Raw genomic sequence first — 26,055 nt, 5'->3', positions numbered from 1 at the left:
TTTGAGAACGAAGTATTTTAGCAGAAGTCTCCAGGTTTTAACCTTTGTTTTTAGGACAAATAAAATTGATAAAAACTAATGCTTCTCCGTTAGATATTTCCAGTACCTTCTCGGGACATGCTGGATATGCAGCTTTAAATTTTTCCTTTCCACAATATTGGTCTTTGTAAAATAGCGTTGCCAAAGCGTTTGATATTGCGTTTCTTCATTATGGAACTTCTGCTGGTATTTGTTTAAATCTAATTTTTCGTCCGGATAAAAGAAATCACAGGTCTCCAGATCATACAGAATGCCGTAATTTCTTTTCAGGTCATAAATCATCCACTTCTGGTCCTGATATCGGTCTTTAAAATGTTTCCGGATCAAAGGAAGTACGTTGAAATCAGGGTCAATCTTGGCAAAGAAAACCTCATCCTGCATTTTTTCGAATCTTACAAAAGCAGTCATCCGGTGCCGTTCGCGGCTGACGGATTTACAGATCTTGGAAATTTTTAAAATATCACTGTCGGCATAATTCTGTAAAATATTTTTGTCCGGATGCTTTACTGACTGTCTTACTGCCGATAGGATAAGCTGTTCTGAATCCGGTTCTTCAGATAAGTACACTTTCAGCAGTTCATGAATTCCGGATTTGCCGATGTTCTGTTCCAGTTTATTCAAAACCCGTTCAGATTTATCATTTTGAGTAATGACTTCATGAATTTCCGCAAAAATATTTTCCTGATGAAAACGCTCTCTGCTGATAATTTCTACCTCTTTGTAGCGGTATTCGAAAACTTCAAATATCGCAGTGAAAAGCCCGTCGAAACTGCCGTCATAGAGTAGGGTGGTCATGGGTTAGTGTAGCAATTTAGCAGTGTAACAATGTAACAATTTGAAAATGAATCAATTTTAATAAATCAAAAACATATTTTATGCTCTATAGCAGATTAGCCTTAACTCATTTTCATCTGTTTCAATCATAAACTGACCGGCTTTCTCGATGACTGATCTAATTTCTTCTAAACTCTGAATTTTATCAGGACCAGCAATTTTTGGAAAAATTAAATATTCAATCTCTTTGTATTCAAGCCAATCTCCAAAAGAATTATTTCCTTCAAATCCTGTCTGCCAGTAATCAAATTCAAAGATGCTGTCTTGAGATACGTAAATCTCTCCAATCTTATCATGTTGAATTTTCTTGAATTGAATTTTCTTAAAATAATCAATGTTGTCAATTATTATTTCGATAAGCCTAATCCATTTTGAATCGCACATGAATTGCTGAGAAAATCTCGAAACGGCTTTTTCAATATTTCTAACTTTTTGTGCATCATGCCTTAAAGCTTTTTTTGTTTTCATATGTATTTAAAACAACGTCAGCTGCTGAGAAAACTGGTTATGGAACTTGGAAGAACTTCCGCCGATAATCAGTTTTCTGAAATTTTTGTCTGTTAAATACCTTAAATACGCATTGCCGGCATTAAAGTCAATGAAATATTTTGCCCGATTCACCGCGGCTCCCAGTTTTTTTAGGTGGTCCATCGTGAGGACCTGAAACCTTCTGGCCCCCAAAATTTTCTGCGCTGTCTTTACCCCGATTCCCGGAATTCTTAAAATCATCTGGTAGTCCGCGGTCTGAAGATTAACCGGAAACTGATCAAGGTGTCTTAAAGCCCAGCTCATTTTAGGATCTACTTCAAGGTCGAGGAACGGCATATTCGGATCCAGGATTTCTTCCGCTTTAAAACCGTAAAACCTCATCAGCCAATCCGACTGATACAGGCGGTTTTCGCGGAGCATCGGAACTTCCGTGGTTAAGGAAGGCAGTCTCTTGTCTTCCAAAACAGGAACATAACCGGAATAATAAACTCTTTTTAGATTGAAATTTTTATAAAAATGGTCCGCTACTTTGATGATCTGTAAATCATTTTCATTGGTTGCTCCTACAATCATCTGTGTAGACTGTCCAGCCGGCGCAAATTTGGGAACTTTTCTGAAAATTTTCTTTTCATCTTTGTATTGCGCAATTCCGTTCTGAATGTATTTCATGGGATTAAGCATGTCCTGGCGGTTTTTTTCAGGAGCCAGCAGTTTCAGTCCGCTCTCAGTCGGGATTTCAAGATTAATGGAAAGCCTGTCTGCGTACAAAGCCGCTTCCTGCATGAGTTCATCACTGGCACCCGGAATTGATTTTAAATGGATATAGCCGTTGAAATTTTCTTCCAGCCGCAGTTTTTTCGCTACTCTTACCAGGCGCTCCATCGTCGTATCAGCATTTTTAAAAATACCGGAACTTAAAAATAAACCCTCAATATAGTTTCTGCGGTAAAAATTAATTGTTACATCAACCACTTCTTCGACGGTAAATGCCGCCCGCTTGATATCATTTGAACTTCTTGAAACGCAATAAGCGCAATCATAAATACAGTGATTGGTCAGTAGGATTTTGAGAAGCGAAACGCAGCGCCCGTCTTCAGTATAGGTATGGCAGATTCCGCTGGCAGAACTGTCTCCCAACGCGCCTTTTTTATTTTTCCTCGTCCCTCCGCTGGATGAGCAGGAAACGTCATACTTCGCTGCATCAGCAAGGATTTCGAGTTTTTCTTTAAGGCGGTCAAAATTCATATGATGGGTTGAAAATGTTAATTTTAAGTCTTATAAAGTATTCAAATGTAAGTCCAAAATTGATAAATGTCAATCTTTTTTGATTGAAGTTATCAACAACTGAAAGTCATAAAATCACTATATTTACGATTCATTAAAGTTACACTATGAATCACCAACCGATTGAAGGTTTTTCCAAGTTTACCAAGCAGGGAAAAATCGACTGGCTTGTCAACGAATACCTCGAAGGGAACAGCGAATATCAGCATATTTTAAACCAATACTGGAACGAAAATCCTGAACTTCAGAAACTCCATGATGAATTTTCCGAAAATACGATTTCCAATTTTTATATGCCTTACGGGATTGCTCCGAATTTCCTGATTGACGGAAAATTACTGGCCCTTCCGATGGCCGTGGAAGAAAGTTCAGTGGTGGCTGCCGCTTCTAAAGCTGCCAAATTCTGGATTGATAAAGGAGGCTTCAAGACTACCATTATCAACAATGAAAAACTGGGGCATACCCATTTTATTTTTAATGTTGAATCCCACAAGCTGCTTCATTTTTTCAATTTCAACCTGAAGAAGAAATTACTGGAGGCTACGGAAGCCATTACCGCCAACATGAGGAACCGTGGCGGCGGGATTTTAGACATCAAACTGATCGACAAAACTTCCGAGATGCCGAATTACTATCAGCTTAAAGCCAGTTTTGATACGGTGGATTCCATGGGGGCAAACTTTATCAACTCATGCCTGGAGCAGTTTGGAAAAACACTGAAACAGGAAGTGGCCATTACCGAAGATTTTACGCAGGAAGAAAAGAATTCTTTACAGATTGTGATGAACATCCTTTCCAATTTTACGCCTGACTGTATCGTAAGAGCTGAAGTTTCGTGTAAAATTGAAGACTTAAAAGATGACAGCGGGATTTCCAATGAAGAATTTGCATGGAAGTTCAAGCAGGCCGTCACCATTGCAGAGATTGAACCTTTCCGGGCAACGACTCATAATAAAGGGATCATGAATGGGGTAGATGCAGTGGTTATCGCTACAGGAAATGATTTCAGGGCAACTGAAGCCTGTGCCCATGCCTATGCGGCGAGAGACGGGAGATACAGCTCTCTGACCCACTGTACTACGGATGACGGTGTTTTCAGATTCTGGATCGATCTCCCGATTTCTGTGGGAGTTGTCGGAGGACTGACGAATCTCCATCCTCTGGTAAAATTCTCTCTGGCACTTCTCGGAAAGCCTTCGGCTCAGGAACTGATGAGTATTCTTGCCGTTTCAGGTCTTGCCCAGAACTTCGGGGCCCTGCGTTCTCTGGTGACCACCGGAATCCAGAAAGGACACATGAAAATGCACCTGCTGAATATTTTGAACCAGATGGGCGCAACAGAGGAAGAGAAACAGCATTTTGTGACGTATTTTAAGGACAAAACGGTAACCCATCACGAGGTAATCAGTGAATTTAACCGCTTAAGAGGCCGGTAATGCTGGGGATTATTGTAGCCGCATGCATGCTTGCCTTCGGGATTTTCCTGAAACTAACTAAGAATCCCGATTTTGCACAGAATAAAAAGTTTGCCTGGGTGTTTATAGGAATCGGGATCATATCATTAATATTCAAAATTTTAAACTATATATAAGGCGGGTTTGTTTAAAATCTGTTGAATAAATTAAGAGAAAATGAAAACAATTACTTTGATTTTTGGGGCCGTCTACGGAATGCTGTCCGTTATTTTAGGAGCTTTCGGAGCACATGCTCTGAAGAAAATTTTGTCTGTGGAAAGGCTGGAAAGCTTTGAAACGGGCGTGCGGTACCAGATGTACGCCGCTTTCTTTTTATTGATTGTCGGATATATCTTAAAATTTGATACCTCATCACAAAAATGGATTTCCATTTTAATGATTGCAGGAACGATGCTGTTTTCTTTCAGTATCTATTTCCTGAGCCTGCAGGATTATTTAGGAATGAACCTTAAGTTTTTAGGGCCTATCACTCCGCTCGGAGGGCTGTTTATGATCCTGAGCTGGGGAATGCTGATTTTCTATTTTGCTAAAAACAGGATTTAGTTTTCAGTGATCAGTCTTTTTCGGGATTTAAGATCAGGAAAAGGCTGATGGCAGTGACGATAATTTTAAAATAATGCAAAATGAAAATCAAGAGAAGAAGGAGAATTATCCGGACATTCAATCTTTTGGATCAGCCGATCAGATTTAATCCTTTTGTATTCAGCCGTACATTTTTCATGTGGGCCATTACAGGCTTGGTCGGCGGAATTATTGCCGGACTGTACTGGATTGTTCTTGAACATTTCACTGAATTTTTAGCGGAATTCCAGGGCTGGATGGTTATTCCTACGATGGCCGTTTCCGGTCTTCTGGCGGGTTTGGTGATCCATTTCATAGGCGATCCGGGAGAGATCCATCTTATCGTTAATAATATCAGGTTCAATAAAGGGAAGCTGGAGCCGAAAAATAACCCTTCAATGATCCTGTCATCGCTTTTCTGTGTGGCATCAGGCGGAAGTTTGGGCCCGGAAGCGCCTCTGGTTCAGGTTACAGGTTCTACAGGAACCTGGCTGGGAAAAATTTTCAGGCTGAAAGGTGAAGAATTGCGCTCTCTGAGCATTGCCGGTATGGCATCCGGTTTTACGGCTCTGTTCGGAGCCCCGCTTGGGGGAAGCCTTTTTTCATTGGAAATCCTGCATCACAAACATGCGGTTGAATATTATAAAGCCATTATTCCGGCGTTAGTGGCAAGCTGTTTCAGCTACCTGATGTTTGCCTTAATTATTCATCTGGGAATCGGGGCAACCTGGGATTTAAAAGCTTATCACTATACCGGAGTGTATGATTTTGCCTATGCAACAGCTTTTGGAATGGTGGGAACTTTATTCGGATGGATCTTTATTTTTGTCGTTAAATTTTTTAAAAAGATCTTTGAATACCGGTCGTTTCCCATTTATATTAAAACATTGACCGGCGGAATTATATTAGGGATTATCGCGTTCTATTTTCCGCTGACCAGGTATTTCGGACATAACGAAATTAATCAACTGATCAACGGGGACTACAGTCTGAATTTTTTAATGATTATCCTGATCTTCAAAATTTTAGCCATAGCCATTACCGTAACGTCAGGATGGAGAGGCGGTTTTATCATTCCCTTATTCTTCGTAGGAACAACTTTAGGATTGATTATTCATCATCTTTTTCCTGCGGTAGATGCCACTTTGGCGATTGTGAGCTGTATGGCCGCTATTAATGCCTGTGTGACAAGAACTCCGATGAGCACCAGCATTATCCTGGGGACTCTGACCGGTTTTACTTATTTTGTGCCGATTCTTTTTGCAAGCCTGACCGGATATTTCCTGGCGCCGAAAATTCCGTTTATCAGTTCCCAGTCTGAGAAATTGGCTGAAGAACAGCAGTAACCGCTTTATCATTAAATAAATGGGCACTGATCTTCAGGGTTTAAAAAGAAGTTATGTAAAATACAGGACACTTTTAATTTTTAAGTGAATAAACTTGAACTTCCATGTCTTTTTAGTAAATTTGTCAACCTTTAACGAGTAAAATAAAATAATAAAAATAATATGAATCTTCACGAGTATCAATCAAAAGAGATTTTATCAAAGTACGGAGTGGCTATCCAACGCGGTTTCGTAGCAAACAACGTAGATGAAGCTGTAGCGGCTGCTGAAAAACTGACTGCTGAAACCGGAGCTCAGGCATGGGTGGTAAAAGCACAGATCCACGCAGGGGGCCGTGGTAAAGGAGGCGGTGTGAAATTCTCTCCAAACATGGATAAGCTTAAAGAAAACGCTCAGAATATTATCGGGATGCAGTTGATCACTCCACAGACTTCTGCTGAGGGTAAATTGGTAAATTCGGTATTGGTTGCAGAGGATGTATATTATCCGGGAGAAACTGAAACTAAAGAATTTTATGTTTCTATCCTTTTAGACAGAGCTGAAGGTAAAAATACCATCGTATATTCTACTGAAGGAGGGATGGATATTGAGCACGTTGCTGAGGTAACGCCTCATTTGATCCACAAGGAAATCATTGATCCCGCTTTAGGTCTTCAGGGATTCCAGGCAAGAAAAATTGCTTTCAACCTGGGTCTTGAAGGGAATGCTTTTAAAGAATTCACAAAGTTCATCGCATCTTTATACAATGCTTATACAGGAATCGACGCTTCTCTTTTTGAGATCAACCCGGTACTTAAAACTTCCGATAACAAAATTATCGCAGTTGACGCTAAAGTAACTTTGGATGACAATTCATTGTTCCGTCACAAAGATCTGGCTGAATTGAGAGATACCAGAGAAGAAGATCCGATGGATGTTGAAGCAGGTGAAGCAGGTCTTAACTTCGTAAAATTAGACGGTAACGTGGCCTGCATGGTAAACGGAGCCGGTCTTGCGATGGCAACTATGGATATCATCAAATTATCAGGCGGTAACCCGGCGAACTTCCTTGACGTAGGAGGTACTGCTGATGCTGCCAGGGTACAGACTGCTTTCGGAATTATCTTAAGAGATCCTAACGTAAAAGCAATCCTGATCAATATTTTTGGAGGTATCGTAAGATGTGACAGGGTAGCTCAGGGCGTTGTTGACGCTTATAAAGCAATGGGAAGCCTTCCGGTTCCGTTGATCGTAAGATTACAGGGAACCAATGCTGTTGAAGCTAAAATATTAATTGATGAATCAGGTCTTCCTGTGCATTCAGCAATTACTTTAGAAGAAGCTGCCAATAAAGTAAAAGAGGTTTTAGCATAAGACTAAAATTCATATACACCGAACCGTTTCATTTGTGGAACGGTTTTTTTATTTTAACCATACAAAGACAAGGCTTTAATATTTTAGAAAATTAAATTTTAAAGAGATAATACTTTAAAAGCAAACGATTTTTTAAAATAAGAGGATTGGTCTCCCAGGAATTTTAATCATCTTAAAAATAATCGAAGTAATATATTTTTTTATCTAACTTTATTTTTAAATAGTCAGTGATGAAAAATATTCAGATACCGGATCCGTGTTCAGAAAAATGGGAGATCATGTCGCCTCGTGAAAAAGGCAGGTTTTGTTCTGCCTGCAGCAAATGTGTCATAGATTTTACTGAGAAATGTCTGGAGGAAATCCAGCAGATTTTTTTCGAAAGGAAAAATGAAACAATCTGCGGAAGATTTTATCATCATCAGTTAAATAAGTCTGGTATGCCTGATCAATTCAGAACTCGGGTTTTCAATTATATTCCTCAGAATTTTCAAAATAACAGGATATTATTAGCTTTATTTCCGTTAATCCTGTTTTTAAAAGGCTGTTCAAAAGAAAAAGAAGCATGTACCACCACAGGAGTTAAGATAGCGGATACAGAAACGGATACCCTTAAAAATCAGGATTTCATCATGGGTGAAATGGTTGAAAATGATTCAATGGCGAAAATCCGTAAAAGTGACAGTGTTGCTTTGAAAAAAGTGTCTTCAAAGAAATGACCGGAAATTATTATGCTTTTGTCAGGAAAGATTCTGTATTGTAAATAAGGTGTTCAGCTTTTATCATTCCTTATTGCTGGTCAGCGTATTTAGAGTGCCTTCAGAAATATTGATGCTGGTGGGTGTTACCAGCTGGATTCCGTCCTGATCAAGGCGCTGTTTTATTTTGAGGAAAGCATCATTTTTTAAGAATCCCATATTTGCTCCTGTTTCCATCCAGAATTTTACCTGAAGATTGAATACCCCTTGTTTCAAATCGGTAAAAATAACTTCGGCAGTGTCCAGGCGATCGACATGATCCAGATCTTTAAGGACATCCAGCACGCCTTCACGGGCTTTATTGATATCTTCATCAGCAGGGATTTCAAAGTTTAAAAAAATCCTGCGCTGTGGCGAGGCAGTGATATTTGAAAAAGGAGCATTAAAAATAACCTGGTTCGGGATGTACACTTTTTTGCCGTCATCCGTAATAATTTTGGTGGTTAAAAAACCGATTTCCATCACCGTTCCGGAATTGTTTCCGATCGAAATATAATCCCCGACTTTAAAAGCCTTATCGATCCCGATGAGCATTCCTGAAAAGATACTTGAAACCAGATCCTTCAGGGCGACCCCGGCTATCACCCCGGCAACTCCCAGACTTCCGATAAATTTCCACAGGAAACCGCTGAGCCCCATGATTTCCAGAGCGATAAAACTTCCCATAATCATGATCAGGAACCGGAATATACTGATCAGCGTGACCAGGGAACTTTCCTTATTGCTTTTTGGAAATAGTTTGTGAAACAGCTTAACGGCAAACAGGCTTAAGTATTTACTGCTAAAAAGGAAAAAAGAGAATACGGCAATACCGACAATTAGTTTAGGGGTAAACTGCGCAAATTTCACGTACCAGTTTTCAAGCACATGGTATACAACATCGATATAACTTAAGCCTCTTTTCTCCATGAATATAAATTTTTAATTGAAAGGTACAATTTTTCAACAAAAATTTTGCCAGTCTCAAAAACTCTACTAAATTTGTAGACTAATAAGAACAAAATATTATGTCAATTAAACTAGGAGATACAGCACCGGACTTCAAAGCAGAAACGTCTTTGGGAGATCTTAATTTTTATGAATACCTGGGAGATTCCTGGGGAATTCTGTTTTCACACCCTGCAGATTATACGCCGGTATGCACCACTGAGCTGGGCTACACTTCCAAGCTTACAGCAGAATTTGATAAAAGAGGAACCAAAGTATTGGCTTTAAGTGTGGATGGGGTAGAAGACCATCAGAACTGGATCCGGGATATCAATGAGACACAGCATACGGATGTGCAGTTTCCTATTATTGCAGATAAAGACAGGAAAGTTTCTGAATTGTATGATTTTATCCATCCCAATGCTTCTGCTACTGCAACAGTACGCTCCCTGCTGATCATTGATCCGGATAAGAAAGTAAGGCTAATCATCACTTATCCTGCTTCTACCGGAAGAAATTTCAATGAAATTTTACGGGTACTGGATGCTCTTCAACTGGCTGACTCTTATAAAATTGCAACACCTGCGAATTGGGAAAACGGTGATGATGTTATTGTGCCGCCCGCCATTTCCACAGAAGATGCCAGGGCCATATTTCCTAAGGGAGTTACAGAAATAAAACCATATCTGAGATTTACACCTCAGCCTAATACATGATTATTTGATTTTTTATAGTTTAGTTTTATTTTGATGAAAATCGCCGCAGAAGTTCTGCGGCGATTTCAATGTACGTATAAAACGTGATATGTTGTGTGTGAAGTGATTGATTAATTTTGTACGTCGTTTACAACGTCTTTTCCTTTAGAAGTAGGAAGGTAAATACTGAAACCAACATTGAAGCTGATTCTTGATGTTAATCCTTCATTTCCAAAACCGGTAACTCCGTTGTATTTTACTAAACCTTCAACACCGATGTTCGGAGTGATAAAATAAGAATAACCAGGACCTACACCAAAGTCTAAACCTGTAGTAGAAATACCGTTTTCAACGTTAAATCCACCTACACCTACATTACCTTCTAAGAACCATCTGCCGTGATTCAATAAATTGTCAACACCTTTTTCTCCCGGAGAAATAAAGTACCGACCTAAAGCACCTACACCATAATCAAATTGTGTCGATTGTCCTGCACCAGGTTTGGAGAACCCTAAAGTAACATAACCTCCTACTGCAACGTTATCTTCAATAAAATAAGCAGCTCTCGGCTGAAGTTTGATATCGTATCCTGCTCCGGTATTCAATCCGAAATTGCTGGATAAAATGCTACTTCCTACCATCCAGTTACCTTTCTGAATCTGAGCATTAGCAGTTGTAGTTAGGCCTGCAACAGCCAATATTCCTGATAAAATTAATTTTTTCATAATTTATAATTTAATATGTAATGCTTATTATTTGTGCTATCAGAAAAACAATAAATGTGCCATAGTCTTCCAAACATGGTGAACTTTGTCAGCGGGAATCTAATAATAAAGCGTATTACATGAAATTCCGTGGTAGGTTAAGACAGGGATTTTATACCAACAGTAAGATAATAGCGGCTACAAGCCCTGCCACGGTGAATATCATTCCGCGTTTAAAAGCTTTGGTCTTTGGATTAAACATCCAGAAACTGGAGATCACAAAAAAGAATAAAGCAATACCGAAAAAAGTATTTAAAGGCGAAAGTGTATCTTTTGACTGGGATTTATGAAGCTTCGTCATTTTATCCAATACAAAAGGAAGCTCTTTTTTTGCATATTTTGCCTCTCCCGTTGTAGCATTATAGGTTCCCTGTTTGAATTTCAGAACAGGGCCGTCCGTTTTCTGGACTTCAAAGTTTTTTATCTTCAGCTCTTTCCCCAGTTCTTTCTCAGACAGGTTTTTACCGATTGTGTTTTCATATTTTTTTTCTTTTTTCAGAAAATCGGTATCCCGGTATACCAGCAGGACCCCGCTTACGGCATAAACCACCATAATTCCTGCCAGGAAGTAGCCCAGGTAGCGGTGGGTAATTCTCATAAAGGTTCTCGTATCTTTGATCTTATCCATATCGTATTGTTTATTTTAAATTTCAAAAGTGGAAACTGCAAAAATGCAACTTCCACTTTAACTGAAGAAATTATTGATTCTGTTTTTTTACAGTTTATAGGTCAGTGTAGCATAATAGTTTCTTGGCGTAATCGGGTTTACGGAATAATTCTCGTGAACATTGTAATTCTCTGCATCAAATAAATTTCCTACTCTTCCCTGGATCATGAATTTTTTCCATTCGTAGCCGACGCTGAAATCTACAGTTGTAAATCCTCCCACATCGATCATTCTGGTTACTTGTTTTTGACCTTTTACGTCATTCCATCCCGCTTTTCTGTCGCCGGTGTAAAATACTGTTGCTCCAATTTTCAATCCTTTAGCAAAATCTGTAAAAGTATAAAACGCAGATGAATTAGTAGTTAATGCTGGCGTCCTTACCAATCTTTGATCTTCTACAAAACCATTGTCCGGAGTTTTAGTATAAACTGCATTATTATAAGAGACTCCACCTATTAATGATAAATTGGTTATTGGATTTCCAGTAATGTCTAATTCAACTCCTCTACTTCTGATATTTCCTGCATAAACTCTATAAAGAGCAACAGCTCCAGTTGATAAATAGGGAGCTGTGTAAGTATCTCTATTATTAATTTGATAAGCAGTAAGATTTACGGCTAAAGCATTATTCAAAAGATTTTTTTTAATACCTATTTCATATTGATCTACAGTAGATGCTTTTAAAGCGCTTCCCGACTCATCAAAGCCAGCATTTGGGGCAAATGAGTTTGTATAGGTAGCAAAAACAGAAAGATTTTCATCAGGGTTATAAATTAATCCAATTTTTGGAGAAAATGCTGTCTCTTTTGTACCACTATTTGATGTAGGGATTTCTTCATTAGTTAAGAAATTTTTCACTTTTGTGTCATTATTTTGGATACTTGACCAACGTATACCAGCTAGAATTTTGAATTGTTTTGTTAAACTAATCAAGTCCTGAATATAAAAACCATATCTCTTTGTATTTATTCTATTCCTAGATGTTCTATTGGTATTTGGCATTTGTCCTTCATTTATCCATGTTGAAGAATTATTTAGGGACAATATAACAGGAGTATTGGTGTCTATTTTATAAGCGTAAGTATCTGCTATTCCATAATCACCATCAGTACCAAATAATAGTTTATGATTTACAGCTCCAGTATTAAATTCTCCATTTAAATTAATCTGTAGTGAAGTATAATTTTGTTCAGTATAACTTCTGCCTAATGGTCTGGTCCATGTAGGAATTAAATTATTTTTTGAAGAATCATAACTCCATTGTACTCTTTCAGTAGAAAAATAGTCTTTTGTATAATTTTGATAAGAAGCCACTGCATTTAAAGACCAGTTATTATTTATCTTATGATTTAAAATAACATCTGTTGTAGCCTGCTGATTTGTTTGGTATTGCCAACTAGTTCCTAAGAATTTATTTCTGTTGATTTCAGTAGCTAGTCTTGAAATTCCTGTGGCATTGTCTGTAACACTTCCAATTCCAAAATCCGGTGTAAATGTATGATATAAATAATCCCCTTCTACAATTAACTGAGTATTATTGCTAATATTAAAGACAAAAGAAGGATTAAAATAATTCTTTTTAGATTGTACTAAATCTCTAAAACTTTCGGCATACTCATAAGCCCCATTCACTCTGAATGCTATGCTTTTTGATAATGGACCGTATAGATCGACTGTAGGTTTATATGAATTCCAACTACCAGCATTAAAACCTACTGCACCGCCAAATTCAAATTTGGGCTTTTTTGTGATTAGATTTACAATTCCTCCAGGGCCTACGTTTCCATAAAGCATCGCATTTGATCCTTTCAAAACTTCAACTCTTTCTAAACCTGTTACTTCTGGGAAAACACCACTATTTACCCTTGCTCCATTTTTAAAAATATTGTCATTCCCAAAAGTAAAACCACGTCCTCCAAAGCTGTCTTGAGAACCGCCCCTTGCCGACGTAAGATAGATACCATTGACATTTTTAATAACATCACTCAGCTGCTTGGCTTGTTGCTGCTCGATGATTTCATGGGTAACGATGGCGATTGGCTGTGGAGTTTCCATCACCGTCAGGTTTGATTTTGTCGATAACGGCTTTGCTTTATTCGGGTTTCCGGTTTTATGGAGATTAACATCTTCAATGATCTGGATTTTAATCGTATCAGAATCAATGTTTTTCATTTGTGCTCCTAAGGATACGGCTGTGAATAATAATCCTAAGGTTACCAGCTGTTTTTTCATGAGTTTGTTGTTATTTAGAATAGTTTTAAATAAAGTGCAAAAGTATATTATTATTTAGAATTAATACAAATTAATAAGTGACATTTATCATCTCATACAAAGATTTGTTTTGCTTTTGGTCGTTGAATTGCAGGCTTTTATCAATAACTTTGTTAAAAATAATTGTATGCAATTGATCAAAACAGGGCTGTGTGCCTTCGGAATGAGCGGAAAAGTATTTCACGCACCGTTTTTAAAAGAGCATCCTGGATTTTTTTTATCTGCTATCGTAGAGAGAAGCAAGGAAGATTCTAAAGAAAAATATCCTGATGCCGCCATCTATCGTTCGGTAGAAGAAATGCTGAAGAGTGCAGATATAGAGCTGGTGGTAATCAACACTCCGGTCCAGACTCATTTTGAATATACCAAAATGGCACTCGAATCAGGGAAGAATGTTATTGTAGAAAAACCTTTCACGGTAAATGTATCCGAAGCAGAAGAACTGGTGAGGCTTGCCGAAGAAAAAGGCCTGTTTCTGAGTGTTTACCAGAACAGAAGATTCGACCGTGATTATATTCAGGTGCAGAAAATCATAAGCGAAGGAAATCTTGGAGCAATCAGAGAAGCGGAAATCCGTTTCGACAGATTCAGGACGGAAGCCAGCGGAAAAGAACATAAAGAAAATCCTGAAGCTACGGGTTCCGGATCTTTACATGATTTGGGTGCGCATCTGGTCGATCAGGCCGTACAGTACTTCGGATTCCCTGAAAAACTTTTTGCAGATGTGTTTTCTATGAAAGGAGAGGCGTATGCCAATGATTATTTTGAAATTATTTTATACTATCCCAATAACCTGAGGGTACGGTTAAAGTCTTCTGTTTTCACCAAGGAAGCACATTATGCCTATGCGGTTTATGGGGATAACGGCAGTTTTTTACAAGAGAGAACGGATAATCAGGAAAACGAACTGGTCTCAGGAAATGTTCCTGCATACGGACAGGACTGGACGCTGCCATTAGCAACAGCAGACGGAATCCTTAATTTCTTAAACGACCGGAAAGAGACCGAAAGAATTCTTATCTCAAGCGAGCCTGGAAATTATATGAATTATTATCAGCAAATATATGAATTCGTTGTTTTCGGATACGTGCTGCCTTCTCCAGCAGAAGAAATTATTAAGAATATGAAAATTATTGATGCGGCTTTGGAAAGTGCAAAGAATGGTAAAATTATAAATCTAGATTAAAAGATTATGCAAAACAGAAGTTCAAGTTTTGTAGTCATCGGTCTTTTGTTTGTCGGAATAGGGTTCACATTGGTGGAAGATAATAAGTACCTGAAATATGGTTTTCTATTATTAGGAATTGCGTTTCTTTTTTATAGTATTTTTACAATGATAAGAAAAAGTTAGATATTCAGTATCTAACTTCTTCTTTAATTTCATGCCGAAGCAAATCTAAACAGAACTATTCAAAAAACTCTAAAACAGCTTTATTGAATTTCTCGGAAATTTTCATCGGGGCTTCATGGTCCGCCCCTTTAAAAATTAAAATTTTACTGTTGGGTATTTTATCAGCGATCAGCTTTGTGTGTTTTTCAGGCATTACATCATGTTCGCCTGCCATTACCAGAGTCGGTGCTTTTATTTTCTTTAAAGAATCAGGATTAATATTGGGTTCTGTGAGGAGAAGAATTTTAAGGCGGTAATTCATATCGCTTTCCGCTATTCCGTTCTTTTTCATTTCCTTTATCTGGTCATTCAGTATTTTGTTGATTTCAGGAAATACGGAAGTCTTATTATTATAGAGCACAGTCCCCATAATGGCCATTTTTTTTACCTTATCAGGATGTTCCATTGCTAAAATGACGGCAATATTTCCTCCGTCGCTCCAGCCCAGGATATTTACATTTTTCAGATTCATTTTGTCTAAGAAAACATTCACATCATCAGCCATCAGTTCATACGTTAATTTTTTATCATCAGATGTTGACATTCCCTGGCCGCGGCTGTCTAAGCCGACCACTCTGTATTTTTTGCTCAAAATATCAAGCTGTTTGTCAAAACTTCCCATTGATGCATTGTTTCCATGAATCAGCAAGAGCGGTTCTCCTTCCCCGTACACTTCATAGTAAAGCTTAACACCATTCACATCCATAAACTTTCCGGCGGCCTCATTATTCCCAAAATTTGGTATTGTTTTAACGTTAGAATTATCAATGAACAGTGATTGTTTCCCCGAAAACTGTTTATCATTCGCAAGAGATAATTTTGTATCCTTATCAATATTATGTGATTGCCAGGGAGTTAATGAAGTATCTTCAAAACCAGCATTTCTTAAAGGAATTTCTATTTTATTCTTTCCATCCTGTACAAATAATTTAAAATCATCAACATGATAACTTCCCAATCCGGCAACAGTAATTCCTACGGCTATATATTTTGCTTTTTTCTCTATCTTTCCCTGAAGCTGATAAGAGCTCCAATCTCCTTTTTTATAATAAACTTCGGCATCATCATTATATATGTTTTTCATTCCTGTCCCCTTTTCATCTACGAAAAGCGCAGATAAAACAACCCAGGAATTGTTTTTAATTTCGTTATTATATAATATTTTCCCCTCAAGAATAAAGTTCTTTCCGCGATATTTTTCAATTTCGATGGGTTGGCAAACCATGAAATATTGTCCGGATATTTTTGAAAAAGTCATGAATATTATAAAAATAAATAGCTTAAAGTTAAGTTTCAGCATGGTAGGTTAAAGTTTTTAAATGATAAGATAAGAAATCAAAAGGCTAGAATTATGTTCTAAACATAAACATAGGAATAATAATTCAGAAGGGAAAATTTTACGCATTATTAATTTTAAACAGAGGGTCATCTGCTTGAAATTGCTATGATTTCGTTTTAAGTTTTGATTTAAAAAAAAGCTGTTCAAACGAGGTTGAACAGCTTGTATTGTGAATGTATATCTAGTCCTGAAGGTCCAGCCACCTCATTTCATGGTTTTCCAGTTTTTCTGAAAGATTTTCCAGTTCTGCAGAAAGTTTTGAAATTTTATCATAATCAGCTTCATTGTTCAGTTGCTCTAATATTGCCGCTCTTTTTGCTTCAAATTCGGGGATCTCTTTTTCAATCGTTTCCAGTTCACGCTGTTCTTTGAAAGAAAGCTTTCTCTTTGGATCCTGTGGTTTTACGATGGGTGCAGCAACAGCAGCAACAGGCGTTTCAGCTTTTGGCGCGGCTACAGGTTTGGGGTTCTTTTCTTCCAGCTTCAGATTTTCCCGGTATTCCGAAAAATTTCCCACAAAATCTTTGATTTTCCCTTCGCCCTCAAATGCTAAAATATGATCAACGATTCTGTCCATAAAATACCTGTCGTGGGAAACGATAATCAGGCTCCCCTGAAAGTTCAGTAAGAAATTTTCCAAAACTGTTAAGGTCGGAAGATCCAGATCATTCGTAGGCTCATCAAAAATTAAAAAGTTTGGATTCTGATACAAGATGTACATCAGATGCAGCCTTCTTTTTTCACCGCCCGAAAGTTTGGAAATCGGGGAGTACTGCGTTTGGTCGTCAAATAAGAATAACCTTAAAAATTGTGATGCAGAAATGGTTCTGCCGTTTGCCAGAGGGAAATTCTCAGAAATTTCTTTAATGAAGTCAATGACTCTTTCGTCTTCCTTATATTTCAGTCCTTTCTGGGAAAAATATCCGAATTTGATGGTTTCTCCCGTTTCAATTTCCCCGGAATCTTTCGGTTCAAATCCTTGAATGATATTCAGTAAAGTAGATTTTCCTGCCCCGTTTTTCCCTACAATGCCTACTTTCTCACCCCGCTGGAATGAATAGCTGAAATCTTTCAGCAACAATTTATCGCCATAACTTTTAGAAATATCTTTCAGCTCAAGAATTTTGTTGCCCAGTCTCTTCATTTCAAAATCGAGCTCAAGAGATTCTTTCCGGGTGTCGGTTTTGGCTATTTTTTCAGTTTCGTAAAAGTCATCCTGCCTCGATTTTGATTTTGTCGTTCTCGCTTTGGGCTGTCTCCGCATCCATTCCAGTTCCTTTCTGTAGAGGTTGTTGGCTTTATCGATTGTCGAATTCATATTGTCTTCGCGAATCATCTTGTTCTCAAGATAAGTTGCGTAAGATCCGTTATGGAAATACAGGTTCTGATCTTCCATTTCCCAGATAATTCCACACACTGCATCGAGGAAATAACGGTCGTGCGTTACAAGAAGAAGCGTGATTTTAGCCTTGTTCAGGTAATTTTCAAGCCATTCTACCATTTCCACATCCAGGTGGTTGGTAGGCTCATCCATGATAAGAAGGGTATGGCGGTGTTCTGCTCTTGTTTCGGTTAAAAGTTTTGCCAGGGCAACACGTTTGATCTGTCCGCCGGAAAGCATTCCCATTTTGGCCTCGAGATCTGTGATTTTCAGCTGAGAAAGGATCTGGGTCATCTCGTTTTCAAGATCCCATGCTTTATGGATTTCCATTTCAGCCAAAGCTTTTTCCATAAAATCATGATCGTCTGACAACAGGGATTTGTGATAATTTTTCAATGCCCTGATCGGTGCCGAATCTAAAGTCATCATAAATTCTTCAATCGTCAGGTCAGATTCAAAATCAATTTCCTGATCAAATAAAACCACCTGAATATCTTTATTAATGATTACCGAGCCGCTGTCTGCGATTTCTTTACCCATTAAAATTTTCAGCAGAGTAGATTTTCCGCTTCCGTTTTTGGCAACAATAGCAATTTTGTCACCTTCATTGATGTTGAAAGAAATGTTTTTAAATAAAGTTTTTATCCCGAAAGATTTTGTAAGATTCTCTGCCGCAACGTAATTCATTGATATCCAAATTTTGTGGTGCAAAAATACGGAAATTAAGCGGGATTTTTAAAAATAAAAAAAGCGTTAAATTATGATGCAAATGCCATTGACAGATTTACTCCCATGCTCCGAAATAAAATTCAAACTATTTAAAATATAGGCTACATTTGTAGTCTTTTTCATGTCTTATACTTTTAAAAAATATAAATCTTCGTCAGAAATCCCCGGTGACTGGAACCATGTCATCGGGCAGCATAATATTATGTTGTCTAAAGAATATTTGGAAGCTTTAGAAACTTCAGGTCCCGAAAACATGAAATGTTTTTATGTGGGATTTTTCTTAGCCGGTGAATTGATCGGCGGTGCCTTGTTTCAATATTTAAATTTTATTCGGCATAAAACTTTTCAGAGAGACCATGCTTTTTACGGTATGAAAAATTTCGTGGCAAAAAAGTTCAGTAAAAATGTGATGATCCTGGGGAACAATATGCTCACCGGGCAAAACGGATTTTATTTTGATGCGTCAAAAATCACCGCTGATCAGGTTATTCCACTATTGGACGAAGCTGTTCAGGAAATGCAGAAACAGGAAGGAAAAACCTCGCTCATTATTTATAAAGATTACCAGTCGGGTTTTATCAGCCATTTTCAGGGTAAAAATCATCAGTCTTTTTTCAGATTTTCCGTTCAGCCGAATATGATTTTAAAGCTTCAGGGAAACTGGTTGACTTTTGATGATTATCTCAGTGCTTTCTTAACAAAATACCGGACCCGGGCCAAATCCGCAAAGAAAAAAAGCGATGGGATTTCAAAAGCCGAAATGCATCCTGATGAAATTGAAAAGCATCAGAAAGAAATGAATCTGCTGTACCAGAATGTTGCGGAAAATGCCCCTTTCAATACATTTTTCCTTACAGAAAATCATTTTAAAAGTATGAAAGAATCACTGAAAAGGAATTTCAGGGTTTTCGGGTATTATCTGGATGAAAAACTGATCGGTTTTTATACTTTAATTCTCAACAATCAAGATATCGATACTTACTTTCTCGGTTACGACAAAGACCTGCAAAAAGAAAAACAGATTTATCTGAATATGCTTTTGGATATGGTAGAATTCGGAATTCATGAAAAATTTAACCGTATTATTTTCGGAAGAACGGCTTTGGAAATCAAATCTACGGTCGGTGCGCAACCTGTAGAGATTTTCGGATTGATCAGACATCATAATCCTTTTATCAATCGGTTTATGGGGCGGATTTTCACGTCTCTCAATCCCAAAACCGAATGGGTTCAGAGAAAACCGTTCAAATAAATTAATCCAGAGTCAGACTTTTTAAAGACCAGATTCCGCCGTTGTAAATATCCAGATCAACTTTGGTGTTGATCCCGTAAACAATCCCGTTCTCCGTGAACTGCCAGAAGTTCCAGTTGCCCTCAGGTGACGGTGCCGGGACCTCATTGTAATTGGCCAGCCAAAGCGGATAGTCATCAAATTCACCTTTCAGGAAATCTTTGTAGTAGTGATAATAAGTGTAAATAATTGGCTTTTCTCCGTATGTTTCCTCAACGATTTTACACCAGATTTTCAGGTCTTCAATTAATTTCTGACTGGTTTTACGTTTCGGTATTTTTTCAATATCAAGAATCGGAGGAAGGTCTCCGCTTTCCAGCTTTACATTTTCAAGAAAGTTATTCGCCTGGATAACGGGATCTTCATCGCCCCGGTAAAAATGATATGCTCCGCGGATCAGTTTATGCTTTTTCGCCTGTTCCCAGAATTCACTGAAATGTTTATCGGCATTGCGGTTCCCCATGGTGGCGCGCATTACGACAAATTCAAGGGGAATGGTTTTATTGCCGATGCTCAGGCTGTCCCAGCTGATATCTTCTGTATTCTGATAATGGGAAATATCGAATCCATAAGTCTTATCAAGATTGTCTGAAAGAATTCTCTGGATCCTCAGAGTTTCATTCTCGCTGTTATGGAGCTTTTTGTGGGTGAATTTATTAAAATACAGCGCATAATAGTAACTGATCGACTGTTTCAGATATATCCCTGTTCCAATGAGGGCAATAATCAGAAGGCCCAATACCACTTTACGCCGGAAAAAGTAAGTTTTCCGGCGGTTCTGATGAATCTTTCTGGCGGTCTTTTTGCTGTACTTTTTTTGTGGCATAAAGTTTTGTAAAACTAACTTTTTTTCACTGCTAAATGCTAAATAAAATCAGTAAATTTGTGTACTATGGAAACACGCGAAAAGATCATCATCATAGGAGGAGGTTTTGCGGGGCTGCAGCTTGCGAAAACATTAAATAACAAGAATAAGAAAGTACTTGTTTTAGACCGGGTCAACCATCATATGTTTCAACCTCTTTTCTATCAGGTAGCGTGCGGAAGGATCGAGCCTTCCAATATTTCTTTCCCGTTCAGGAAAATTTTTCAGCGTTCCAGGAATACCCAGTTCCGTCTGACAGAAGTCAGGTCAATTGATGCTGCCAATAATAAAGTCATTACAGACGAGGCAGAGTTCAGCTATGACAAACTGGTGATAGCAACCGGATGCAAAACCAATTTCTTCGGGAACAAAGATCTTGAAGGCCGTGCTTTCGGAATGAAAAATACCCAGGAAGCCATCAGCATCAGGAACCATGTGCTGATGACCTTTGAAAGGCTGATTATTGAGAAAAGCAGGAGTGACGACGGCAACTGGAATATTGTGATCGTAGGAAGCGGCCCGACCGGCGTAGAACTGGCAGGCGCTTTTTCTGAAATGAAAAAAGAAATCCTTCCCAGGGATTATCCTTATATGAATTTCGATCATCTTCAGATCATTCTGGTAAGCTCCACAGAAAAACCTCTGGCCGTCATGAGTAAAGAAGCTCAGGAAAAATCTGAACAATACCTGAAAGATTTGGGCGTTCTTTTTCTCAGTCAGGAATATGTAACGGATTATGACGGGGATAAAGTATTTATGAAGAGCGGAAAAACCATCCCTTCCAATAATGTGATCTGGGCCGCCGGAGTAACGGGAAATGTGGTGGATGGATTTCCTCAGGAAAAACTGATCAGAAACCGGTACATAACAGACCGTTATAATAAGATAAAAGGGTACGATAATGTTTTTGCCATCGGCGATATTGCCTACATGGAGACCCCGAAATACCCGCAGGGGCATCCGCAGGTAGCCAATGTAGCAATCAATCAGGCAAAGAATTTAGGAAGGAATATTTTAAAGAAAAACGGCAATGACTGGGAAGAATATGAATATGACGACAGGGGCTCTTTAGCAACCATCGGGAAACACAGGGCCGTAGTCGATTTACCGTTTATTAAATTTCAGGGGCTCTTCGCCTGGTATTTCTGGATGTTTCTGCACTTAATGCTGATCTTAAGTGTAAGAAATAAGCTGGCTGTGTTTTTTAACTGGATGTGGAGCTATTTCAACAAGGATTCCTCTCTGCGATTAATTATTTTGCCGAATAAGAAAAACGAAACATTACAATGAGAATTGATATTATAAGCGTGCTTCCTGAACTGATGGAAAGCCCGTTCAGGACTTCTATTTTAAAAAGAGCTATGGACAAGGGTTTGGCGGAAGTGCATTTTCACCAGTTGAGGGATTGGGCCATCAACAAACACAGGCAGATCGATGATGAGCCTTATGGAGGCGGAGCCGGGATGGTGATGATGGTGGAGCCCATCGATAAATGCATTATGGAGCTGAAGTCTCAAAGGGAATATGATGAGATTATTTACCTGACACCGGATGGAATCACTTTAAATCAGAAGATTGCCAATACGCTTTCTATTAAAAATAACCTGATCTTTCTGTGCGGACACTATAAAGGCATTGACCAGCGCGTAAGAGATCTGCATATTACGAAAGAAATTTCAATCGGCGATTATGTTCTTACCGGAGGCGAACTGGCAGCCTGTGTTCTGGCAGATTCCGTGATCCGTCTGCTTCCCGGAGTTCTGAATGATGAGCAAAGCGCTTTGACAGACAGTTTCCAGGATGATCTTCTTTCTCCGCCGATCTATACCAGACCTGAAGTGTATAAAGAATTAGAAGTTCCCAAGATTCTTTTAAGCGGAAATTTCCCCAAAATAGAAGAATGGCGCCATGATGAAGCTGTAAGGATTACCCAGGAAAAGCGGCCGGATTTACTGTAAAAAGCAATAACTGATATTTTATTTCCCTGTTGTTGGAATTTTTATATCCTGATGAACCAAATCGGGATGATAATCTTAAAATTTTAACTTATACTTAAAAATATCCCATTAAAATATTAGATATGAATATATTATTTCTTCAAAAAGAAGATTTATATGATTTTGTGCTTTTATTTTAAATTCTTCGCTTTTGTAAAAGTGAAAAAAGTCAATCGTTTATGGTTATTTTAATTTAAAATTTTCTTTCAAAATTCCTGTCTTAAATGTAAAATTAACCTGAAAATTTTATGAAAATATTAATTGAATATTAAATAAAATAATAAATTTACATACAGAATCAAATGATAATTTTAATGAATTTTAGCAAAGCGTGTTAATGGAGCTGTTCAGTTTTTACAACGTTGAAAATTTATTTCTACCTGATCCCAAGCCGAAACATAAATTGGACCCTACAAATTCGGGCCTGAGAAATTGGGATGAGAGAAAATATCAGAATAAACTCTTCAGGATAGCACACGTTTTTAAGTTAATAAAGGAAGATAACGGGATACTGCCATTCATGATAGGCCTGTCCGAAGTTTCCGGCAGGAAAGTATTGGAGGATCTTGTACAGAAGGAACCTTTTAATTCTGAATATGGGATTGTGCATTACAACTCTATGGATGAAAGAAAAGTTGATGTGGCAATGCTGTATGACAAACGTAAGATTGAAATTATACATTCAGAAGCCATTACCTTTTTATTTGAAACTTCAGACAAAAGCACAGAAAATTATGATACTACCAGAGATGTCCTTTACTCAAAAGTAAAATATAAAGGAAAGGAAATTGATGTTTTTATTGCTCATCTTCCTTCTCAGCGGGAAAAGAACATTAATGGCCCGAAAAGGGCTTTTATACTCAATGAAGTACGGAAAAGAATTTTGACTCTCATGGGTCATAATGAAAAAAATGTAATTTTCTGTGGTGACTTTAACGAAAACCCGGATGATGAAAATTTGGTAAAAGTTCTTTATGATGACCTGCAGAACAAAGTATTGGAAAATCCGTTTCAGCAGTTGTTCTCAGCAAAAAGATATTCTACTTTTCATTACAGGTCAGGACTGTTGTTTGATCAGATTATATTGTCAAAGTCATTTTTCAGTAATGATAATGTACTTTCTTTTCAGGATGCGGAAGTGTTCAGTTCCGGTAAGATAAGCAGCCGTGACAGGAAGTTTGAAGGCCGGCCCTTTCGCACCTATTCAGGCACACGGTACCTGGGCGGCTATAGTGATCATTTCCCGGTTTTTGTAAGGTTCAGGGACTTATAATAAAAATGCAAAAACATAAATAAAGTATGAAAAATTCAGATGACACGAGCTACCAGTTAGACTCAATTGACAAAGAAATTATTTATATGCTGATGGATAATGCCAAAACATCTTTAGCCCACATTTCTAAAAATATCGGAATATCCACCACTGCAGTGCATCAGCGGATTAAAAAGCTTGAGCAGGCAGGAGTCATTGAAAATTCAATTTCATTTCTTAACCCTAAAAAGATTGGGTATAAAGTTATTTCTTACATAGGCGTTTTTCTTGATAAGCCAAGCCATTACCCCGATATGGTAAAATCTCTAAAAGATATCAATGAAGTGGTAGAAGCCCATTATACTACAGGGAATTATACCATTTTCCTAAAAGTACTCTGTAAAGACAATGATCACCTGATGCAGATTCTGAGCAAACTTCAGAAGCTGAAAGGCGTGACAAGAACGGAAACTTTCATATCTTTGGAACAGGGAATTTACAGACAATTGAAAGTATAATATGATGAATATTGCTCAGTATTTGGATTCAACTTACCTGAAAACACCTCAGCAGTCGGGGCTTTCAGATCAGGAAACATTACAGAAAGACAAGGATCTTGCCCAGGAAGCGATGGATCACGGAATTTTTGCCGTGATGATCCGTCCGGAATATGTGGCTGAAATTAAAAACTATATCCGCGAAAAGGAATCTGAAGTCATCGTAGGAACCGTGATCGGTTTTCACGAAGGAACCTATTCTGTGGAAGAGAAGTTGGCGGAAGCCTCCAGAGCCATTGCCGACGGAGCAGATGAACTGGACTTCGTTATCAATTATCCGGCTTATCTGAAAGGAGACCTGGATACAGTAAAAGAAGAATTTATAAAATGTACGCAGCTGTGTATACAGCATCATAAAGTGGCCAAATGGATCATTGAAATTGCAGCACTGACGGATGAGCAGATCGCTGACCTTACCCGGAATATTTCCAACTGGGCGGAAGAGAGTTTCCATGAAAATAACCTTCCGAAAATATTCGTCAAATCATCTACAGGATTTTATGAGACAAAAGACGGAAAGCCCAACGGAGCAACATTTGAAGGCATAAAAATCATGATTGATCATGCCGGAAAACTTTCCGTAAAGGCGGCCGGAGGGGTAAGGACTCCGGAAGATGCAGAAAAAATGATCAGCATGGGGGTAAAAAGAATAGGGACTTCCTCAGCACTGGCCTTAATAAAGGATGAGTCTGGATCAAGAGGATATTAATAAATCAGATAAAAAAAATAAACCATCAAGCAATTTGATGGTTTTATTTTTTATGCCTGCTGCTGGGCCAAGTAATCTGAATAGAATGCCTGGGTTTCCAGGATTAAAGCATCCATTTCCTCTAAAGTAAAGACTTCAAGGAATTTCTTTCTGAAATCTTTGAAGTGCGGCACTCCGCGGAAATAATTGCTGTAGTGCTGCCTCATTTCAATCAGGCCTAATTTTTCGCCTTTCCATTCTGCACTCCATTCTGCATGTTGCCTTACAGCCAGTAAACGGTCTTCAATTTTTGGAGCAGGCAGATGTTCACCTGTTTTAAAGAAATGCTTGATTTCATTAAAAATCCAGGGGTAACCGATGGCAGCACGCCCGATCATGATGCCGTCACAGGCATATTTCTGTTTATATTCCAATGCTTTTTCGGGAGAATCGATGTCACCGTTACCGAAAATCGGAATTTCGATATTCGGATTTTGCTTAATCCTTGAAATATGTTCCCAGTCGGCTTCCCCTTTGTACATCTGTGCACGGGTTCTTGCATGGATGGTCAGTGCTTTGATTCCGGTTTCCTGAAGACGTTCCGCCACCTCATCAATATTGATGGAAGTGCTGTCCCAGCCTAAACGTGTTTTTACCGTTACCGGCAGGCTTGTCGAGCTTACTACGGCTTTCGTTAAACGAACCATTAAATCAATATCCTTGAGCACGCCGGCACCGGCACCTTTGCAGACTACTTTTTTTACGGGACAGCCGAAATTGATATCGACAAGATCAGGATTTACCGTCTCTACAATTCGTGCAGACATGGCCATCGCTTCTTCATCACCTCCGAAAATCTGAATTCCTACAGGCCTTTCATAATCAAAAATATCGAGCTTTTTTCTGCTTTTCATTGCATCACGAATCAGACCTTCGGAAGAAATAAACTCCGAATACATCATATCTGCGCCATGCATTTTACACAGTCTTCTGAACGGCGGATCACTCACGTCCTCCATCGGTGCCAATAAAAGCGGAAATTCCGGCAGTTCTATATTGCCAATTTTTATCATGGTGCAAATTTACAAAATTCTAAACTTTGAGGA

The 26,055-nt window shown here is 38.4% G+C and carries 24 protein-coding genes; 13 read left to right on the top strand and 11 right to left on the bottom strand.

Annotated elements, in window-relative coordinates:
- Positions 1–75: 75 nt before the first annotated feature.
- The 3 genes from H561_RS0115965 to H561_RS0115955 form a co-directional block, all read right to left on the bottom strand.
- Positions 76–834, bottom strand: coding sequence for a TIGR03915 family putative DNA repair protein (locus H561_RS0115965; RefSeq protein WP_027387929.1), 759 nt, complete (start codon positions 832–834; stop codon positions 76–78).
- Between the two features lie 78 nt (positions 835–912).
- The gene (locus tag H561_RS0115960; protein WP_027387928.1) at positions 913–1,341 is read right to left on the bottom strand and encodes a hypothetical protein; all 429 of its coding nucleotides are present in this window, start codon (positions 1,339–1,341) and stop codon (positions 913–915) included.
- Between the two features lie 6 nt (positions 1,342–1,347).
- Positions 1,348–2,607, bottom strand: a complete 1,260-nt coding sequence (locus H561_RS0115955; protein ID WP_027387927.1) for a putative DNA modification/repair radical SAM protein — start codon at positions 2,605–2,607, stop codon at positions 1,348–1,350.
- A gap of 146 nt (positions 2,608–2,753) precedes the next feature.
- Here H561_RS0115955 and H561_RS0115950 point away from each other — a divergent pair, with 146 nt between their 5' ends.
- From H561_RS0115950 to H561_RS0115925, 5 genes are all read left to right on the top strand, one after another.
- A complete protein-coding gene (locus H561_RS0115950) occupies positions 2,754–4,082 on the top strand; it encodes a hydroxymethylglutaryl-CoA reductase, degradative (protein ID WP_027387926.1) in 1,329 nt (442 codons plus the stop codon).
- Positions 4,083–4,277: 195 nt separating this feature from the next.
- Positions 4,278–4,664 (top strand): DUF423 domain-containing protein, encoded by a 387-nt coding sequence (locus tag H561_RS0115940; protein ID WP_027387925.1) that lies wholly within the window; start codon positions 4,278–4,280, stop codon positions 4,662–4,664.
- A gap of 80 nt (positions 4,665–4,744) precedes the next feature.
- Complete coding sequence (locus H561_RS0115935; RefSeq protein WP_027387924.1) at positions 4,745–6,028, top strand: chloride channel protein; 1,284 nt, start codon at positions 4,745–4,747, stop codon at positions 6,026–6,028.
- A 162-nt stretch (positions 6,029–6,190) separates the two neighbouring features.
- Positions 6,191–7,381 carry an ADP-forming succinate--CoA ligase subunit beta gene (sucC, locus tag H561_RS0115930; protein ID WP_027387923.1) on the top strand — a complete coding sequence of 397 codons (1,191 nt, stop codon included), beginning with the start codon at positions 6,191–6,193 and terminating at the stop codon, positions 7,379–7,381.
- A gap of 230 nt (positions 7,382–7,611) precedes the next feature.
- Entirely contained in the window at positions 7,612–8,097 is a 486-nt protein-coding gene (locus H561_RS0115925; protein WP_027387922.1) for a hypothetical protein, read from the top strand.
- Between the two features lie 63 nt (positions 8,098–8,160).
- Here H561_RS0115925 and H561_RS0115920 read toward each other — a convergent pair whose 3' ends face one another.
- A complete protein-coding gene (locus H561_RS0115920) occupies positions 8,161–9,045 on the bottom strand; it encodes a mechanosensitive ion channel family protein (protein ID WP_027387921.1) in 885 nt (294 codons plus the stop codon).
- A gap of 98 nt (positions 9,046–9,143) precedes the next feature.
- On the opposite strand from H561_RS0115920, the gene H561_RS0115915 reads away from it, so the two are divergent.
- Positions 9,144–9,779, top strand: coding sequence for a peroxiredoxin (locus tag H561_RS0115915; RefSeq protein ID WP_027387920.1), 636 nt, complete (start codon positions 9,144–9,146; stop codon positions 9,777–9,779).
- 110 nt (positions 9,780–9,889) lie between these two features.
- On the opposite strand, the gene H561_RS0115910 is transcribed toward H561_RS0115915, so the two are convergent.
- The 3 genes from H561_RS0115910 to H561_RS0115900 form a co-directional block, all read right to left on the bottom strand.
- A complete protein-coding gene (locus H561_RS0115910) occupies positions 9,890–10,483 on the bottom strand; it encodes a hypothetical protein (protein WP_027387919.1) in 594 nt (197 codons plus the stop codon).
- Positions 10,484–10,634: 151 nt separating this feature from the next.
- Positions 10,635–11,150, bottom strand: coding sequence for a PepSY domain-containing protein (locus H561_RS0115905; RefSeq protein ID WP_027387918.1), 516 nt, complete (start codon positions 11,148–11,150; stop codon positions 10,635–10,637).
- An 87-nt stretch (positions 11,151–11,237) separates the two neighbouring features.
- The gene (locus H561_RS0115900) at positions 11,238–13,421 is read right to left on the bottom strand and encodes a TonB-dependent siderophore receptor (protein ID WP_027387917.1); all 2,184 of its coding nucleotides are present in this window, start codon (positions 13,419–13,421) and stop codon (positions 11,238–11,240) included.
- A 166-nt stretch (positions 13,422–13,587) separates the two neighbouring features.
- Here H561_RS0115900 and H561_RS0115895 point away from each other — a divergent pair, with 166 nt between their 5' ends.
- The gene (locus H561_RS0115895; RefSeq protein WP_027387916.1) at positions 13,588–14,646 is read left to right on the top strand and encodes a Gfo/Idh/MocA family oxidoreductase; all 1,059 of its coding nucleotides are present in this window, start codon (positions 13,588–13,590) and stop codon (positions 14,644–14,646) included.
- A gap of 220 nt (positions 14,647–14,866) precedes the next feature.
- On the opposite strand, the gene H561_RS23400 is transcribed toward H561_RS0115895, so the two are convergent.
- Together H561_RS23400 and H561_RS0115885 are read right to left on the bottom strand one after the other, a co-directional pair.
- The gene (locus H561_RS23400) at positions 14,867–16,108 is read right to left on the bottom strand and encodes an alpha/beta fold hydrolase (RefSeq protein ID WP_051349410.1); all 1,242 of its coding nucleotides are present in this window, start codon (positions 16,106–16,108) and stop codon (positions 14,867–14,869) included.
- A gap of 262 nt (positions 16,109–16,370) precedes the next feature.
- The gene (locus H561_RS0115885) at positions 16,371–18,257 is read right to left on the bottom strand and encodes an ABC-F family ATP-binding cassette domain-containing protein (RefSeq protein ID WP_027387915.1); all 1,887 of its coding nucleotides are present in this window, start codon (positions 18,255–18,257) and stop codon (positions 16,371–16,373) included.
- Between the two features lie 163 nt (positions 18,258–18,420).
- Here H561_RS0115885 and H561_RS0115880 point away from each other — a divergent pair, with 163 nt between their 5' ends.
- Positions 18,421–19,551 carry a peptidogalycan biosysnthesis protein gene (locus tag H561_RS0115880; protein WP_027387914.1) on the top strand — a complete coding sequence of 377 codons (1,131 nt, stop codon included), beginning with the start codon at positions 18,421–18,423 and terminating at the stop codon, positions 19,549–19,551.
- Position 19,552: 1 nt separating this feature from the next.
- On the opposite strand, the gene H561_RS0115875 is transcribed toward H561_RS0115880, so the two are convergent.
- Positions 19,553–20,416 (bottom strand): glycoside hydrolase family 25 protein, encoded by an 864-nt coding sequence (locus H561_RS0115875; RefSeq protein WP_027387913.1) that lies wholly within the window; start codon positions 20,414–20,416, stop codon positions 19,553–19,555.
- Between the two features lie 66 nt (positions 20,417–20,482).
- Here H561_RS0115875 and H561_RS0115870 point away from each other — a divergent pair, with 66 nt between their 5' ends.
- From H561_RS0115870 to deoC, 5 genes are all read left to right on the top strand, one after another.
- Positions 20,483–21,745 carry an NAD(P)/FAD-dependent oxidoreductase gene (locus tag H561_RS0115870; RefSeq protein WP_027387912.1) on the top strand — a complete coding sequence of 421 codons (1,263 nt, stop codon included), beginning with the start codon at positions 20,483–20,485 and terminating at the stop codon, positions 21,743–21,745.
- Positions 21,742–22,413, top strand: coding sequence for a tRNA (guanosine(37)-N1)-methyltransferase TrmD (trmD, locus tag H561_RS0115865; protein WP_027387911.1), 672 nt, complete (start codon positions 21,742–21,744; stop codon positions 22,411–22,413). Before H561_RS0115870 ends, trmD begins: the two co-directional genes overlap by 4 nt.
- A gap of 376 nt (positions 22,414–22,789) precedes the next feature.
- On the top strand, positions 22,790–23,725 hold the full coding sequence (locus H561_RS0115860) for an endonuclease/exonuclease/phosphatase family protein (RefSeq protein ID WP_027387910.1): 936 nt from the start codon (positions 22,790–22,792) through the stop codon (positions 23,723–23,725).
- Positions 23,726–23,751: 26 nt separating this feature from the next.
- On the top strand, positions 23,752–24,222 hold the full coding sequence (locus H561_RS0115855) for an Lrp/AsnC ligand binding domain-containing protein (protein WP_027387909.1): 471 nt from the start codon (positions 23,752–23,754) through the stop codon (positions 24,220–24,222).
- A gap of 1 nt (position 24,223) precedes the next feature.
- Positions 24,224–24,970 (top strand): deoxyribose-phosphate aldolase, encoded by a 747-nt coding sequence (gene deoC, locus H561_RS0115850; protein ID WP_027387908.1) that lies wholly within the window; start codon positions 24,224–24,226, stop codon positions 24,968–24,970.
- A gap of 50 nt (positions 24,971–25,020) precedes the next feature.
- Here deoC and dusB read toward each other — a convergent pair whose 3' ends face one another.
- Complete coding sequence (dusB, locus tag H561_RS0115845) at positions 25,021–26,022, bottom strand: tRNA dihydrouridine synthase DusB (protein WP_027387907.1); 1,002 nt, start codon at positions 26,020–26,022, stop codon at positions 25,021–25,023.
- Positions 26,023–26,055: the final 33 nt, after the last annotated feature.

The sequence above is a fragment of the Chryseobacterium gregarium DSM 19109 genome (genome assembly GCF_000430845.1).
GTDB lineage: Bacteria > Bacteroidota > Bacteroidia > Flavobacteriales > Weeksellaceae > Chryseobacterium > Chryseobacterium gregarium.
This window is presented reverse-complemented; position numbering and strand designations above follow the sequence as displayed.